Source organism: Halopseudomonas sp. SMJS2 (assembly GCF_029866945.1).
Lineage (GTDB): Bacteria > Pseudomonadota > Gammaproteobacteria > Pseudomonadales > Pseudomonadaceae > Halopseudomonas > Halopseudomonas bauzanensis.
Genome location: NZ_CP123445.1, coordinates 1337535 through 1353393 on the forward strand (window position 1 = coordinate 1337535; position 15859 = coordinate 1353393).

Below are 15859 nucleotides of genomic sequence, written 5' to 3' on the forward strand. Positions count from 1 at the left end.
CGCCGCTGGACTGCTAGCGACCAGGGCCCCAGCTCAGTAGGAGCGCTTGCGCAAACCGCTGATGGGTACCTGTGGCTGGGAACGCATGATTCCTTGTATCGCTTCGATGGCTTTGAGTTTGAGAAATTCGTGCCTGCTGACGGTGAGCCGCTGGGCGTAGTCTCGGCGCTTCTCAGCACCAGCAAAGGTCTGTGGGTGGGTTTTCGTGCCGGTGGGGCCCGCCTGATCAGCGCAAACGGCGTGTTGCAACCGGTTGATCCGGGCCTTCCGGGCGGGGTGGTGTACGACATGGCCGAGGACCAGCAAGGGCATGTGTGGGCCGCGACGGATGATGGGCTTGCCCGGCATGACGGCACGGGCTGGCACCTGGTTGGCAAGGAAGCGGGTTTCCCTGACCGCCATGCCCGAGCGGTGCACGTGGATGCAGATGGTTATGTGTGGGCGGCGAGCGAAGAGGAATTATATACGCTCCCCCCAAGGGCATCTGCGTTCATACGGACCGGCATCAAGAGTCAATCGGTCAGCGAAATAGCATCTTCCCCTGCAGGCAACATCTGGATAACGGATCGTTCCAGGGACCATCTACTGCGTCTGAAAAAAACAGGCTATGCCGACATTACATTTGAAGAAATACCGGCTTCACGCACGGTGAGTATCGTTCTGGATGAGCAGGGAGACGCCTGGCTGGGTACGTTGGGTTCCGGCGTGCACTACCTCGCTGCCGGAGAGCGGCCCAAATCTGTCAAGGATCAAGCTGCAATCAGCTCGTATACCGTTCGCGACGGACTTAGCTCCAATAATGTACTGGCCCAGCTGATCGACCGCGATGGCACCCTATGGGTGGGCACGGATACGGGACTGGATCGATTCACGCGTAAAATACAATCTCCCCTCGCTCTGCCTGCCGGCGCGGGCAGTCATGCATTGGCAGTAGGCGGTAATGGTTCATTATGGATCGGCTCCGACAATGGCCAGCTGATAGGCCTGCGGGGCGACAGCCGCCCCATGTTTGAGTTGGACATGCCGATCACCACATTGATAAACAGTCAGCAACACGGCTTGTTGATTGGCGGGTATCAAGGGATTTTCTCGCTTTCAGAGGACGGACCGGTGCGCATCGCTAAACTACCTGTCGAATCCGCCCGCGAAGCTGCTGTAAGGGCCATAACGGTAGGTAAGGATGGTGATATATGGGTCTCAATCAACCGAGCGGGCCTTTTCGTCTGGGCTGATCAGCGATGGCGACGCATCGAGCCGGTTAGTGATTCCGAACGGCAGGTGATGCCTGTCACTGCCTCCCGGGACCTCGCGGGCACGCTGTGGTTCGGCTACCGGGACAATCTGCTGGTGTCTGTTGATGAGCAGAAGATCGCACGCTGGGGCGAGCAGGAAGGGCTGAACATCGGTCATGTCACGGCGATGCTGCATTTGCCCGGGCGCACCTGGGTAGGTGGCCAGCACGGCTTGGCGTATCTCAAGGATGGGCTCTTTCATCCTCTGGAACTGCCGGCTGCCGGCCGCTTTCAGAATATCTACGGGCTGGTCGCCGTACCGGCTGAGGAGAACGCAGGTGAGTCCGGGATGGATATCTGGGTACACAGTCGCGGCGGCATTTTCAAACTGCCTGCAGCAGAGATCGAGCGGGTAATAGCCGGTGGCGACACACTCTTGTACAGCTCGCATGATCATATCGGCCGGCTCCCCATGGATCCATACAAGGTATTGCCGGTACCCACTGCGGTCTACACGCCAGAAGGCTTGCTATGGTTCGCTACCGGAGACGGAGTCGCCCATGTTGATCCATACCAACCAAGGGGTATGGCACACCCACCCGCCGTCACGATCAAGTCGTTGACGGCCGATGGAGTCGATGTTGATATCTCCACCGCGCCCGTTCGGTTAATAGCTGCGCCGGAAAAGCTAGTGATTACCTATTCAGCCTTGAAGCTCGCCGCACCAGAGATCATGCGCTTTCAATACCGGCTTAATGGCCATGATTCAGAATGGATCGACGCTGGGCGCTCCAGGCAAGCGACTTTTCCACGCCTGCGTCCGGGTGATTACGAATTCCAGGTCCGTGCGCTTGGCGGGAATGGACATTTCAATCTCCCTGACGCGGCTTTGACTATCAGCATTCCCCAGGTTTTCTATCTGCGCCCAGGATTCCTGTTGATCTTTTCACTAACGTTGCTGGCGCTCGTGTTCTGGGTGTCCCGCGTGTATACGCGACGGGAAAAGGCAGCTCTCAGGACCCGCCTGGAGGAGCGCTTTCAGGAGCGCGAACGCATCGCGCGCGAGTTGCATGACACCTTGCTGCAAAGCGTGCAGGGGATGATGCTCAGCTTTCAGGCGGTCGCTGACCGTCTGCCCACGGAGTCCCATGCTCGTCATGCGATGGAGCGCTCGCTGGACCGTGCCGAGCAGGTGATTGCTGAAGGCCGCGACCGGATCATGGGTTTGCGCGGCCAGATGGCTCCGGTGGAAGATCTGGCTGCCGCATTCCAGACGCTGCAGCTGGAGGCCGGCGGTCCGGATTCTACTGCCTACCATGTCAGCAATATGGGTGAGCCGTTGGCGCTGAGGAACGCGGTTCGCGATGCTGTCTATCAGGTGGGCAGGGAAGCGGTTTTCAATTCGCTTCGCCATGCGCAAGCGACGCAGATTTCCGTAACCTTTACATACACTCCGGACAGGTTCGAGATGCTTGTTGCCGATGATGGGGTTGGCATTGATCCGCTTTACCAGCGAATGCGCGGGCGACCTGAGCATGGGGGCTTGAGGGGCATGTATGAACGTGCCGAGAGAATTGACGCAAGGCTGTCGATCACAAGCAATACTGGAAACGGTACGCGGATCAGCCTGTCACTGCCTGCCTCCGTTGCCTATGAAGGTACCGTCGGCAGTAAAACCCGCTTCAGCAGGGTAGGGTAGCGCTATGGTTGATTACAGAAAACCCATCAGGGTATTGATCGTGGACGACCACCCGCTGATACGCGAGGGTATTACCGCGGTGGTGGGAGGTTTTGAGGACATCAGCGTGGTCGGGGAAGCCTCCAATGGCCTGGAGGCAATCCGGCTATACCGAGCGATGCAACCCGATGTCACCCTCATGGATGTGCAGATGCCGGAGCTCAATGGCATCGGCGCCATCAGCTCCATCATGTCGGAGTTTCCGCAGGCTCGCATCGCGGTATTGACGACGTACCGAGGCGATGTCAGGGCGCTGCAAGCGATCAAGGCGGGGGCGCGCGGCTATCTTTTGAAAAGTACCCTGCGCCATGAGCTCATTGACACCATTCGCGCCCTGGCAGCGGGACAGCGACGCTTTCCTCCGGAGATCGCTGCGGAATTGGCGGCTCACATCGATCAGGATGGTCTGACCAACAGGGAGCTTGATGTATTGCGCCATGTCGCTCATGGCCTGTCAAACAAGGAGACGGCTGTTGCCTTGGCGATCGGCGAAGATACCGTAAAAGGGCATCTTCGAAACATCATGGACAAGCTGGGCGCCAATAATCGGACGCATGCGGTGACTATTGGCATTCAGCGAGGGATTATCGAACTCTCACAATAAGGTAACTGGCGTTCCCCCACTTTAGTGTTGATTCAGGCCACCCCTTTCGGCTCTGTGAGCGGTTCGGCCACAGGATCATCCTGTTCAACCGAGGGTGGCGAGTCAAACGCGTCGCCTGGATCAGACCCTGGCCGAGGAGCATGAGTCATGAACCAGAGTGCGAGCGTACATTTCCCATCAAACAATACCCCGCCTCAACATCCCGAGTGGTTGAAACAGAGCCGGCAAATGCTGGCACTGCTAACGGAGACGGAAAGGGCCATTCATCGTGATCCCGACGCAGCGGCGGCTTATCTTGACCAAGCAATCGCCTTGCTGGCACCCGCCAGTAACAGCGAACCTTCGCAGCGCAGAGCCAGAGGCGGGCTAGCCCGGTGGCAACTCGCGCGTATCGACGAGTTCATAAAACAACACCTCGACCAATGCATTCGAACGTCCGAACTCGCTTCGTTATTGGGGCTGAGCGTCAGTCATTTTTCCCATGCATTCAAACAGACGACAGGGATGACGCCGCTGACCTATGTCGCTGCGAGGCGAGTGGAAGCGGCAGGGCAATATATGCTCTGTTCGGGGCACTCCTTGAGCGATATCGCACTGGTTCACGGTTTTTGCGATCAGTCCCACTTTTGCCGGGTATTCAGGCGGGAAACGGGGCTGTCGCCGCAGACCTGGCGAAAGTTGCATACGACGAATTCCGAGCTGTGAGGCGAAACCTTAATCTTGTTGCCGTCGCCTTTGCCCTGACGGCTCTTTCCTACGGATTGGCTCGTTTCGCCTATGGCTTGCTGCTGCCGCAGATCCGCGCTGATCTTGCGCTGGATGTAACGGAAGCAGGATGGATCGGAGGCAGCGCATTTGCGGCTTATTGTGCTGGTATCGTCTTCTCTTTTTCTTGCAACGGCGGACTCGGGCCTCGCACGATCACGCTGCTGGCAGGGCTGGCCGCGACGCTTGGGATGGGGTGTGTTGTCTTGGCGACGTCGGGACTGTCGTTGGGCTTGGGCATAGCGCTGGCGGGGTTGAGTACAGGCTTGACATCGCCCCCACTCGCCGCTGCTGTATCCATGCAGTTCAGTGAGCAGAATCGGCCTAAAGCCAACGCGATGATCAACGCCGGAACGGCAGTCGGCATTATCCTATCCGGCATGGCGGCCCTGATTGCTGCTGGAGCCTGGCGCGAACTCTATACCCTGTTTGCATTGATTGGTGGTGGGGTAACCGTTTGGCTCTGGTTCGCTGTTCCTCCGGGCAGGATCGGCGAAGGAATAAAAGGTTTCCAGTGGGCCATCCTGAAGAGGTCGGGTCTATTTGCACTGTGCTGCAGTGCCTTTCTTATGGGCCTGTCGAGTACGGCGATATGGACGTTTGGCGCCGATATTCTGCGTAACGAATCTGGCTTTACTGATAGCCATGTTGCCTGGGCCTGGATTGCGCTTGGCGCTGCTGGCATCAGCGGGGGCCTTACCGGCATTTTCACCAACCGATACGGCAAACGGCGAGTCCACAGGTTCGCGCTTTTGGGAATGGCGATAGGAACCCTGGGACTGGCTATGGCGTCAGTTTCCAGCCTGTATGGCTTCGTCGCCATGGGCGTTTTCGGCGCCGCCTATATCGTCTCTACCGGCGCTTACCTCATTCAAGGCATCGATCTTCTTCCAGATCGTCCGGATCTGGGTTTAGGTATTCCTTTTCTTGTTCTTGCACTTGGCCAGACAGCGGGCAACCCACTGTTCGGTGCCACGCTGGCTGCAGTTGGTGTTATCAATGCGCTTGTGGTCTTTGCCTCCGCAGCTTTTGTTGCGATTGCGATCTATCCATGAATGACTTCACAAGTGGTCGTGATCATGGTTTCGACGGTTGTCATCAACTTATGAACGGGGCACTTGGCGGCCACTTTTTCGAGCCGATCGAGCTGGTTGGAATCCAATTTACCCTTGAGGCCTAGCCCAACCTGTAAATGGTATTTACCAGATCGCTCTTCACTGCTGTCCCGCTCGATGGTTATTTGCACATCTTCCAAAGGGATATCGGCTTGCTCAGCGTACATCAATAAAGTGATGGCCTTGCATGCAGCAAGAGCCGCGTCATAGAGGTCATGGGGATTGGGTCCGCCATCAGAATCCGGATCCAGCCGTGCGTCTGCAATCAATTCGTGCTGGTCGATCTGGAGCAGTTGACGGAATTTTCCTAAATCGCTTTTGGAGAGCTTTATGGACATGGGGCACCATAGGAATGTCAGGATAAGCACGCCCTCAACGGGTGAGAGCGTGCTCCTGAAGTCACTTTTGCTGAGCGGTGAAACTCTGCATCAAGTTGGAGTAGTGGGGAAGGTGATTGGCCAGGATGCCGCCAAAGCCCTCGATATCGTTGCGCCAGTCGCGATGCAGCTCACCCGCCACGGCGAACCAGTTGAGCAGTTGAACGCCGGCAGCTTGCATCCGCATCCACGCGCCGTCGCGCGTTACGGAGTTGAAGGTACCCGATGCGTCGGTCACGACGAACACGTCAAAACCTTCTTCGATTGCCGATAGCGCAGGAAACGCCACGCACACCTCAGTGACAACCCCAGCGATCAGCAGCTGTTTCTTGCCTGTCGCTTTTACCGCATTCACGAAGTCTTCGTTGTCCCAGGCGTTTATCTGGCCGGGCCGGGCAAAGTAAGGCGCGTCTGGAAATGCTGCCTTGATTTCCGGGACCATGGGGCCATTCGGGCCTTCCTCGAAGCTGGTGGTCAATATGGTCGGGATGTTGAAGAACTGGGCGATATCTGCCAGAGCCAGAACGTTGTTCTTGAACTCATCAGGGGAGAAGTCGCGTACCAGGGAGAGCAGGCCAGCCTGATGGTCTACCATCAGCAGGGCGACATCGTCTTTATCCAAACGCTTATATTCAAGAGCCATTTTTCTTCTCCATTTCAGTTAAATTTCAGTGCCCTGCACAGCCGCGCCATCACGGCTGCCGGGAGCTCTGCCTTCGACTGTTACAAAGAGCCGCCACGTTTTATTGGATGACCATCTTGGATTGGGATGATTGTGTGGTCGCCGACATTCAGTCTGTCCAATGCGCAGAAAATGCCCACATTTCTGCGATTTTCTTTATCGATTTGTCCGTCGGCTTGCGAGGGGGCCAGCACGGGTCTTATGGTTCAGTTCAGAGTGAGTATCTCGTTGAACTCCAGTACATTCAGATCGGGGTCGCGGATGAAGCAGACGTTGCGGCGACCATGGCCCATCATGACCGGACCTTCGCTGATCCTGATATTTTCGCGCGCAAGCCATGCCACCAGCTCATCCATGCTGTCGACGATAAAGGCGGCGTGCGTATAGCCTGGCCGCTTGATCGCGGCGTCCAGCAGAACATTGCCTTCACTTGCCGGTTCGCCGTTGTAAATCAAATGGATACGTAATCCGGTAGGGTGCACGAGTCCGCAGGCTTTAACCGCTGGGGCATATTCCTCGGGATCGCGCACGAAGCCGAGCCTGGCGTAGAAGGCTTCAGCTATCGCCAGATCGGTGACGCGGATGCCGATATGGTCGAGACGTAAATGGTCAAAGTTCATGTTGCTCGCTCCTGATATAGAAGGGCAGATCAGGCGTCCAACCCGGCCCGCGTACGTTGAAAGGGAATGAAGCCGGGCAGCTCTTCGACCTGGCGCAACCAGGCCTGGATTCGCGGATAGCTGGCCAGATCCACATTTCCCTCGGGAGCCCGTGCGGTATAGCTGTACAGCGCGATGTCGGCGAGAGTGGGTTGTGCCGTGCTTGCGAGCCAACGCTGATCTCTCAGGGTCTGCTCCATGACGGCCAGTGTCGCGTAGGCGCGCCCGATGACTTCCTCTGCGTTGAAGGGCGCGCCGAATACGGTGATGAGACGCGCAGCGCAGGCACCATAGGCGGTTTTTCCAGCCGCTACCGAGAGCCACCGCTGCACCTGTGCCTCTGCCGCTGGCTCGGTCGGTAACCAATGCGAAGGTCCGATTTTGCGCGCTATATAGACGAGGATCGCCAGCGAATCGGCAATGACGACGCCATCATCATCAAGCACTGGCACTTCGCCGAAGGTATTGAGTGCAAGAAATGCCGGTTGCTTATGCTCGCCGGCAGACAGGTCAATCTCGATCAGCTCGTGGGGTACGCCAGTGAGCGAGAGAAAAAGGGCAGCCCGGTGTGCATGTCCGGATAGTGGGTAATGGTAGAGTTTCATCATGAAGGACCTCCGTATTAACGATGCAGTCATTCTGTCTGTTGATAAGAAGTGAGAGAATCTCTCAGGTTCGCACTTCACTATTGCGAAAACTGATATCAATCCATTGGAGTCAGGGCATGGACAGACTGCGGGCGCTGAGAACCTTTATCAGCGTGGCCGAGCATCAAAGCTTTGCCGAAGCGGGGCGCCGGCTCAACTTGTCGCCCACTACCGTCTCGCGCACGATCGCCGTGCTTGAATCAAACATCGGCGTGCAGCTGTTGCGGCGTACCACCCGCAGCGTGCGACTGACCGACGAAGGGGCATTGTTCCTGGCACACTGCCGCGCCGGCATTGCCGAGATAGACCAGGCGTTCGATATTGTCCAAGGACGCCGCTCGACGCCGAGCGGAGTTCTGACGGTGACGGCGCCGGTCATGTTCGGTCGCTTGCATATTCAGCCGGTTATCGTCGAACTGTTAAAACAATATCCCGAACTGCAGATCCGGTTTCTATTGCTCGATCGGGTGGTGAACCTGGTGGAGGAGGGCATTGATGTTGCTGTCCGCATTGCCGACCTGCCTGACAGCTCACTTCATATGCTACGAGTCGGGGAGGTCAGACGTGTGTTCACGGCCAGCCCCGGCTATCTTGCACAACATGGCCGACCGATCTCTTTTTCCGATCTTCGGCAGCATGAAGTGATCAGGGTCGAGGACGAGGCGGGCCCCCATCGCGGATGGGGATTGGACGAAATCCGCCGTTTTGGTCGCTCGGCAAGATTCTCGGTCAACAATATGGAAGCAGCCATTTCAGCGGCGGTCTCGGGTTTGGGTGTGATTAGGACAATGTCGTATCAAGTCGCCGATGAACTCGCCGCAGGCCGGCTCGTGCTCCTGTTGACCGACGATGCTGCGCCGACGCTGCCGATTTCACTGCTCTTTCAAAGCGGGCGCAAGAATCACCCCAATGTGCGGGCCTTTATCGAAGCCGCAAAACAGCACGTGCAGGGATCATCCCTGTAAGCGGTACAGGCCCGACATTGGTGCGATCACTGATGTTGTAGGAGGTAAAAATGGATGTTCGACAGCTTGAGGCCATGCTCGCCAAAGGGCGTGACTCACCCCTGCTGAGGTTCAGTCTGGGAAAGTGCTATCTGGATCTAGCGGACTATCCGCAGGCAGTTACTCATCTGGCCGAATGCATCGAGCAGGATCCCGGTTATTCGGCAGCCTGGAAGCTGCTTGGCAAGGCGCATCAGGAGGCGGGTGATCTGGATGCAGCGCAGCTGGCCTGGGAAGACGGAGTGGCTGCCGCAGAGAAAAAGGGGGATGTCCAGGCTGGCAAGGAGATGACGGTTTTTCTGAAAAGGCTGGAAAGGAAGAGGCTGTCTTGAGTGCAAGAGATACAAGCCGGTATCTGAGCCGGCTTGAGTACGCCACAAAACTAGCGACCATCAACCGAGTATTTGCCTGGACCGGTCAACCCAAGCAATAACAACCCTCCGGCAATGCTCATGTTCTTAAAAAACTGAGTCATGTTGGCAGCTCGATCAGCATCGACCATCGTCCAGAAGTCGTGTCCGATCACAGCGGTACCCAGTACGAACAAGAAGAAGAGAAAGGCCAGCGGGCGGGTGTAGAACCCAACCAGAATCAAGATGGCGACAAAGAACTCGATGATCACGGCAATGGCGGCGGCTAGCATGGGAGCCGGCACCCCAAGCGACTCCAGATAACCCGCCGTGCCCGAAAAGCCGGTCAGCTTACTCCACCCTGACATGATGAACAGGATCATGAGCAGGATGCGAGCAATCAGAATAATTTCATTCTTCTGATGTTCAAAAAGTGTATAGCGCATATTTTGCTGCCTCACATTGAGAGTTGTGACGCGTTCATGCGGGAAAGAAGCTTAGTGGTATCTAAACTAAAGCTGACAGATATGTTCCAGTCAAACCCATCGGAAAACGAAGCGTTTTGCACGGAGAAATGTAGAAAGAGCCATGGGTGCTGGCAGAGGATATTCAGCGGTGCGTGCTGGTCGCCCCCTTATCACTCCACCAGGCAATCCACGAAGTGCCGCATGCTCCCATCCTCCTGCAGTATCGGCCGCAACCCATGTATATCGCTTTCAAATCCGGGAAACTGCTGATCCTGGGCGAGGGCGATGCGCAGGTAATCGGTGATCGCGCTGCTGTCATCAGGGAAGCGTTCGCCGGGCATGATGACCGGGATGCCGGGCGGGTAGGGGACGAGCATGACGGCGCTGATGCGGCCGGCGAGGGCGTCGACCGGGACCATTTCCACCTGGCCGCGGACCATCTGTTGCCAGGCGTCGGCGGGGCGCACAACGATCTCGGGCAGTTCGGTGTAGATCTGCCGGAGGACCCGTACCATGCGCTGCTCCTTGTAGAAGCGGTGCAGTTCCTGACAGAGATCGCGCAGGCCGAGCGCCGGGTAGTGGCCGCCGCGGGCGATGGCCGGCAGGGTGAGGTCGAGCGGGGCGTTGCTGTCGTAGAGGCGTTTGAACTCCTGCAGTTCCGAGACCAGAGCGCTCCATTTGCCTTTGGTGATGCCCAGCGAGAACAGGATCAGAAAGGAGTACAGGCCGGTTTTCTCCACTACCAGCCCGCGTTCGGCAAGGAAGCGGGTGACGATGGCAGCCGGTATGCCGGTACGGCCCAGCCGGCCGTGCTCTTCGACACCGGGGGTGAGCAGGGTGACCTTGATCGGGTCGAGCAGGGCGTAGTCGTCGGCCATGTCACCGAAGCCGTGCCATTCGGCCTGATGGTCCAGCGTCCAGTCACAGGCCTCCAATTCTTCGCTGTCCAAGGCCTGTTCCGGCTCCCAGACATCGAACCACCATTGGTCCTCTGCCAGTCGCTCGGCGGTCTGCTGCATGGCTCGACGGAAGGACAGGGCCTCATCGAGTGTTTCCTGCACCAGCGAGCGGCCGGGTTCGCCGGCCATCATGCCGGTGGCCACGTCGATCGAGGCGATGATGCCGTAATGCGGCGAGGTAGAGGTATGCATCATGAAGGCTTCATTGAAGCGCTCTACGTCCAGCTGCTGCTCGACGCTGTTCTCGGCGAGGATGATCGAGGCCTGGGACAGGGCAGCCAATACCTTGTGTGGTGATTGGGTGGCGAACACCAATGGATGTTTGGCGCGCTCGAAGCCGCGCTTGCTGCCCATGCCGTGGCGGCCGGCGTAGAACTCGTGGAAGGCGGCGTAGCCGTACCAGGCTTCGTCGAAATGCAGCACTTCGACGGCATCTTCCAACTCATCCTTGATCAGCTCGGCGTTGTAGCACAGCCCATCGTAGGTGGAGTTGGTCAGCACGGCCAGGCGAATGCGAGGCTCCCGGCCCTGCAGCAGCGGATGCTCGGCCAGCCGCTGGCGCAGATTCTGGGGTGAGAACGAATCCAGGCTGATGGGGCCGATGATGCCATAGTCGTTGCGCGAGCCCGTCAGGTACACCGGAATGGCACCGGTCATGGTGATGGCATGCAGAATCGATTTGTGGCAGTTGCGGTCGACCAGCACCACATCGTCACGGGTGACGAAGGCATGCCAGATGATCTTGTTGGCGGTGGAGGTGCCGTTGATCACATAGAAGCTGTGGTCCGCGCCGAAGGTGCGGGCGGTGTTGGCCTCGGCCTCGGCGATGGGGCCGTTGTGATCCAGCAGCGAGCCCAGGCCCGGGACCGATACCGAGAGGTCGGAACGCAGCGTATTTTCCCCAAAGAAGTCATGGAAGGCCCGGCCCACCGGGCTCTTGCGGAAAGCTACGCCGCCGCCATGACCGGGGGAGTGCCAGGAATAGCTGGCGCGGCCGGTGTAGTCGAGCAGGGCCTTGAAGAATGGCGGCAGCAGCTGCGACAGGTAGGCGCGGGCGGTGCGGGCAATCTGGCCGGCAATAAAGGGCATGGTGTCTTCGAACAGATAGATGATGCCGCGCAGTTGGTGCAGGTCGCGCAGATTGCTGAGTAACTGATTATCCAGGGCCTGGGCGGTGCTCAGCGCCATGATCGGCAGTTCCGGCGAGCGCGAATGGGCGGCGGCGAACAGTTTGCGTACCGGCTCCAGCCCGTGCTGGTCGTCATTTTCAGCGCCGAACAGAATGCACGACAGGCCGCGATGCGCTTCGGCAACCAGCCGCCCTTCATCCAGGGACGTAGTGGCCAGCACTTCAAAGCCCTCGTGACGCAGTGCATCGAACAGTTCATTGAGTTGCTGGCCGGCGACATTGCCGCGCCCGCAGTCGGGATTGATGACCAGAATCGGGAAATGCAGGTGCTTGAACATGCCGCCTCCTGTATGGGATCTATCTCACAGTGTTGTGCTGCGACGGGGTATTGGCAAGCTCGTTGCAGCGGTAGCATGGCACCGCTGCCGGGGCGGGGGATGGTATGCTGCACACCCTACGTTGTGCTTTGCCGGGAGACCGAGTGTGAAATGGGATCTGGAAAACCCCTTTATCGATGAGATTCGTGTGCAGCCAGAGGATATCGACGAGCTGGGACACGCCAACAATGCTGTCTATGTGCGCTGGCTGGAGCGTTGCGCCTGGCGGCATTCCAGGTCGCTCGGCCTGGGCCTGGACGAATATCAGCAACTGGACCGGGCGATGGTGGTGGTGCGCCACGAGATCGATTATCTGGCCGCGGGTTACCTGGATGAAGAACTGCAGATGGGCACCTGGATCGTCAGCTGGGACAGCAAGCTGCGCATGACGCGCCAATTTCAGCTATGCCGGCCGCGCGATGGTGCCACGCTGTTGCGTGCCAATACCACGTTCGCCTGTGTCGAGCTCAGTAGCGGGCGGCCGCGCCGGATGCCTCCTGAGTTCATCGAGTTGTATGGCAAGGCGATTGCCAGCGCCTGACGGGTGAGGCGTCGCGCAGGCTGCGCGACGCCAGGGCTGTCAGCCTTTAGCGATACTCACACAGGTAGGCGGTATCCTGCGCTACCTGCAGATTGAAGCGGCTGTTGGCCGGCACAGTGAACCGGGTGCCGGCGCCGAACTCTTCCCAGACATCACTGCCGGGCAGCTTGACGGTCAGTTGGCCGGTGATGACATGCATGATTTCCAGGCTGCCGGTGCCGAATTCGTATTCGCCGGGGGCCATGACGCCGACAGTGGCCGCGCCTTCGGGCTGGCGAAAGGCAATGGAAGCTACTTTTCCTTCGAAATACTGATTGGTATTGAACATCCGGTGACTCCGTGGACGGCGTAAAAGGGCGCACATTATGCCTGTCGCGCTGCTCGCCAACCAGAGCCGGAATCGATGGCGATCGCCCCCGTGTGGCTGGCCGATGACCTCAAGCCTGCTATGATCCAGCGGTCGTCCTCCGGTATGTCCTGAACTACCATGCCGCATGAGTCCGGGGGCAGGAATCGAATTGATGAATCGGGGAGTCTGTATGGCCAATGTAGCCTTTGTAGGTCTTGGGGTAATGGGGTATCCGATGGCGGGGCATCTGGCCCGGGCCGGACACGAGGTGACGGTATACAACCGCTCAGCTGAAAAAGCGGCGGCCTGGGTAGCAGAATACGGTGGCAGGGCCTGTGCTACGCCAGCGGAAGCGGCGGCGGAGCAGGATTTTGTAATGGTCTGCGTGGGCAATGATCAGGACCTGCTGCAGGTGGTGGACGGGCCGGAGGGTATTCTTGCCGGGGCGCGCACTGGCACGGTTATCGTCGATCACACCACTGCCTCGGCAGGTGTGGCACGTCAGGTGGCGCAACTGGCTGCTGAGCGGGGCGTGGGTTTTCTCGACGCGCCGGTATCGGGCGGGCAAGCGGGAGCTGAGCATGGCCAATTGACAGTCATGGTCGGCGGTGAGGAGTCGGTGTTCGATCTCGCGCGGCCGGTTATCCATCATTACTCCAGAATGATTCGTCTGATGGGCCCGGTAGGCAGTGGTCAGCTGACCAAGATGGTCAACCAGATCTGCATTGCCGGCGTGGTACAGGGGCTGGCCGAGGCGCTGAATTTTGCCGAATGTGCCGGTCTGGACGGAGAAGCGGTGGTCTCGGTGATCAGCAAGGGCGCCGCTCAGTCCTGGCAGATGGAGAACCGTCACAAGAGCATGCTGGCCGGTGAGTATGACTTCGGCTTTGCCGTGGACTGGATGCGCAAGGACCTGGCCATCGTGCTGGATGAATCCCGCCGCAATGGTGCGCAGTTGCCGGTCACGGCGCTGGTGGATCAGTTTTATGCCGATGTGCAGCAGATGGGCGGTAATCGCTGGGATACATCAAGTCTGATTGCCAGACTCAAGAACGGAAAATAAAATACGCGGCGCCCGGCCATCGGGCGTTCCCGTATTCCGTCACGAGATGCTGTGCTTCCATGAAATGTCGAGAAGGCTGTGGTGCTTGCTGCGTAGCGCCCTCTATTACTTCACCCATCCCCGGCATGCCCCAGGGCAAGCCGGCGGGTATGGCCTGTATCCACCTGGCCGCGGATCGGCGCTGCAATATCTTTCACTCTCCGGATCGGCCGGCAGTCTGCGCGGGCTTCATGGCCGATGAGCAGGTATGTGGCAACAATGCCGAAGAGGCGTTGCAGATCCTGACCTGGTGGGAGCAGGCCACAGCTTGCTGAGGTTGCCAGCCAGACACAAAAAAGCCCGCATCTGCGGGCTTTTTTATACCTGAGCGGCGACTTAGTTGTTCGGGTAGTCGCGCTTGGTGTGGCCGGTGTACAGCTGGCGCGGACGACCGATCTTGTACGGATTGCTGATCATCTCGTTCCAGTGCGCGATCCAGCCCGGGGTGCGGCCGGTGGCGAAGATCACGGTGAACAGCTCGGCAGGAATGCCGATGGCCTTGAGAATGATGCCGGAGTAGAAATCGACGTTCGGGTACAGGTTGCGCTCGACGAAGTAGGGATCGCTCAGGGCGATTTCTTCGAGCTTCATGGCCAGTTCCAGCTGCGGATCATTGATGCCCAGCAGGCCCAATACCTCGTCACAGGTCTCTTTCATGACCTTGGCGCGCGGGTCGAAGTTCTTGTACACGCGGTGGCCGAAGCCCATCAGCTTGAAGGGGTCGTCCTTGTCCTTGGCCTTGGCGATGAAGGTATCGATGTTGGATACATCACCGATTTCATCCAGCATGCGCAGCACGGCTTCGTTGGCGCCCCCATGAGCCGGTCCCCACAGCGCGGCGATGCCGGCGGCGACACAGGCGAAGGGGTTGGCACCGGTGGAACCCGCCAGGCGGACGGTAGAGGTCGAGGCATTCTGCTCATGGTCGGCGTGCAGCACGAAGATGCGGTCCATGGCACGGGCCAGGATCGGATCGATCGGCTTGATCTCGGCCGGGGTGTTGAACATCATGTGCAGGAAGTTTTCCGAGTAGCTCAGCTCGTTGTTCGGGTACATCAGCGGCTGGCCCATGGAGTACTTGTAGACCATGGCGGCGATGGTCGGCATCTTGGCGATCAGGCGAATGGCCGAGATTTCGCGATGCTGAGCGTTATTGATGTCCAGCGAGTCGTGGTAGAAGGCGGACAGGGCACCCACTACGCCGCACATGATGGCCATTGGGTGGCCATCGCGGCGGAAGCCGTTGAGAAAGTTCTTCAGCTGCTCGTGCACCATGGTGTGGTTCTTGATGGTGCTGTCGAATTTCTGCTTCTCTTCCGCGGTGGGCAGCTCGCCCTTGAGCAGCAGATAGCAGGTTTCGAGAAAGTCTGACTTTTCCGCCAGCTGTTCGATCGGGTAGCCCCGATGCAAGAGAATTCCGTTGTCGCCATCAATGAAGGTGATCTTGGATTCGCAGGAAGACGTCGCCATGAACCCGGGATCGAAAGTGAAGACGCCTTCGGCTGTCAGGCCGCGAACATCTATGACGTCTGGACCCAAAGTGCCCGAATAGACAGGCAGATCGATGGGGGCAGCGCCCTCGATGATCAACTGCGCTTTTTTGTCAGCCATTGATGGCCTCCTGTTTTGCTGTATCGAAAGTGTGACCCCCCACGCAGGGCCCGCATCACTATAAAGTCAAAAACCCGTTTGTCAATTCTACAGATTGAGTTTCCAAATCGACGTTATTCAAAGGTTTCATTGGTAAACGAGGATGCGCGCA

General features: G+C 58.3%; 17 protein-coding genes. 9 read left to right on the forward strand and 8 right to left on the reverse strand.

Features of this window, described 5'->3' with window-relative positions; genetic code table 11:
• Window positions 1-93 precede the first annotated feature (93 nt).
• From QAO71_RS06370 to QAO71_RS06385, 4 genes are all read left to right on the forward strand, one after another.
• A complete protein-coding gene (locus tag QAO71_RS06370) occupies window positions 94-2931 on the forward strand; it encodes a sensor histidine kinase (RefSeq protein ID WP_169304617.1) in 2838 nt (945 codons plus the stop codon).
• A gap of 4 nt (window positions 2932-2935) precedes the next feature.
• Window positions 2936-3574: a response regulator transcription factor gene (locus QAO71_RS06375; RefSeq protein ID WP_036992547.1), complete on the forward strand. Its 639-nt coding sequence runs from the start codon at window positions 2936-2938 to the stop codon at window positions 3572-3574.
• Window positions 3575-3721: 147 nt separating this feature from the next.
• The gene (locus QAO71_RS06380; RefSeq protein ID WP_051611330.1) at window positions 3722-4279 is read left to right on the forward strand and encodes an AraC family transcriptional regulator; all 558 of its coding nucleotides are present in this window, start codon (window positions 3722-3724) and stop codon (window positions 4277-4279) included.
• Window positions 4276-5394, forward strand: a complete 1119-nt coding sequence (locus tag QAO71_RS06385; protein ID WP_036992545.1) for an MFS transporter — start codon at window positions 4276-4278, stop codon at window positions 5392-5394. Before QAO71_RS06380 ends, QAO71_RS06385 begins: the two co-directional genes overlap by 4 nt.
• Here the strand turns inward: QAO71_RS06385 and QAO71_RS06390 are convergent.
• The 4 genes from QAO71_RS06390 to QAO71_RS06405 all read right to left on the reverse strand — a co-directional run bounded on the left by QAO71_RS06390 (window position 5385) and on the right by QAO71_RS06405 (window position 7777).
• Complete coding sequence (locus tag QAO71_RS06390) at window positions 5385-5792, reverse strand: OsmC family protein (protein WP_051611328.1); 408 nt, start codon at window positions 5790-5792, stop codon at window positions 5385-5387. The two genes, QAO71_RS06385 and QAO71_RS06390, sit on opposite strands and share 10 nt — an antisense overlap.
• A 61-nt stretch (window positions 5793-5853) precedes the next feature.
• Window positions 5854-6474, reverse strand: a complete 621-nt coding sequence (gene ycaC / locus QAO71_RS06395; protein ID WP_036992544.1) for an isochorismate family cysteine hydrolase YcaC — start codon at window positions 6472-6474, stop codon at window positions 5854-5856.
• A gap of 245 nt (window positions 6475-6719) precedes the next feature.
• Window positions 6720-7133 carry a VOC family protein gene (locus QAO71_RS06400; protein ID WP_036992542.1) on the reverse strand — a complete coding sequence of 138 codons (414 nt, stop codon included), beginning with the start codon at window positions 7131-7133 and terminating at the stop codon, window positions 6720-6722.
• A 29-nt stretch (window positions 7134-7162) separates the two neighbouring features.
• Window positions 7163-7777 (reverse strand): glutathione S-transferase, encoded by a 615-nt coding sequence (locus QAO71_RS06405; protein WP_136869963.1) that lies wholly within the window; start codon window positions 7775-7777, stop codon window positions 7163-7165.
• A 119-nt stretch (window positions 7778-7896) separates the two neighbouring features.
• Here QAO71_RS06405 and QAO71_RS06410 point away from each other — a divergent pair, with 119 nt between their 5' ends.
• Window positions 7897-8784, forward strand: coding sequence for a LysR family transcriptional regulator (locus tag QAO71_RS06410; RefSeq protein ID WP_036992539.1), 888 nt, complete (start codon window positions 7897-7899; stop codon window positions 8782-8784).
• A 50-nt stretch (window positions 8785-8834) separates the two neighbouring features.
• On the forward strand, window positions 8835-9155 hold the full coding sequence (locus tag QAO71_RS06415) for a tetratricopeptide repeat protein (RefSeq protein WP_036992537.1): 321 nt from the start codon (window positions 8835-8837) through the stop codon (window positions 9153-9155).
• A 50-nt stretch (window positions 9156-9205) separates the two neighbouring features.
• Here QAO71_RS06415 and QAO71_RS06420 read toward each other — a convergent pair whose 3' ends face one another.
• Both QAO71_RS06420 and QAO71_RS06425 read right to left on the reverse strand, forming a co-directional pair.
• Window positions 9206-9619 (reverse strand): DoxX family protein, encoded by a 414-nt coding sequence (locus tag QAO71_RS06420; RefSeq protein ID WP_036992536.1) that lies wholly within the window; start codon window positions 9617-9619, stop codon window positions 9206-9208.
• A 191-nt stretch (window positions 9620-9810) separates the two neighbouring features.
• Complete coding sequence (locus QAO71_RS06425) at window positions 9811-12066, reverse strand: Orn/Lys/Arg decarboxylase N-terminal domain-containing protein (protein ID WP_136869804.1); 2256 nt, start codon at window positions 12064-12066, stop codon at window positions 9811-9813.
• Window positions 12067-12211: 145 nt separating this feature from the next.
• Between QAO71_RS06425 and QAO71_RS06430 the strand changes: the two genes are divergently transcribed.
• Entirely contained in the window at window positions 12212-12646 is a 435-nt protein-coding gene (locus QAO71_RS06430; protein WP_136869805.1) for a thioesterase family protein, read from the forward strand.
• 46 nt (window positions 12647-12692) lie between these two features.
• Here the strand turns inward: QAO71_RS06430 and QAO71_RS06435 are convergent, their stop codons facing one another.
• On the reverse strand, window positions 12693-12974 hold the full coding sequence (locus QAO71_RS06435) for a pyrimidine/purine nucleoside phosphorylase (protein WP_036992531.1): 282 nt from the start codon (window positions 12972-12974) through the stop codon (window positions 12693-12695).
• A 211-nt stretch (window positions 12975-13185) separates the two neighbouring features.
• Here QAO71_RS06435 and QAO71_RS06440 point away from each other — a divergent pair, with 211 nt between their 5' ends.
• Both QAO71_RS06440 and QAO71_RS06445 read left to right on the forward strand, forming a co-directional pair.
• Window positions 13186-14058 carry an NAD(P)-dependent oxidoreductase gene (locus QAO71_RS06440; RefSeq protein ID WP_036992529.1) on the forward strand — a complete coding sequence of 291 codons (873 nt, stop codon included), beginning with the start codon at window positions 13186-13188 and terminating at the stop codon, window positions 14056-14058.
• A 59-nt stretch (window positions 14059-14117) separates the two neighbouring features.
• A complete protein-coding gene (locus QAO71_RS06445) occupies window positions 14118-14372 on the forward strand; it encodes a YkgJ family cysteine cluster protein (protein WP_136869806.1) in 255 nt (84 codons plus the stop codon).
• Between the two features lie 61 nt (window positions 14373-14433).
• Here the strand turns inward: QAO71_RS06445 and gltA are convergent, their stop codons facing one another.
• The gene (gene gltA, locus QAO71_RS06450) at window positions 14434-15708 is read right to left on the reverse strand and encodes a citrate synthase (protein WP_136869807.1); all 1275 of its coding nucleotides are present in this window, start codon (window positions 15706-15708) and stop codon (window positions 14434-14436) included.
• Window positions 15709-15859 lie beyond the last annotated feature (151 nt).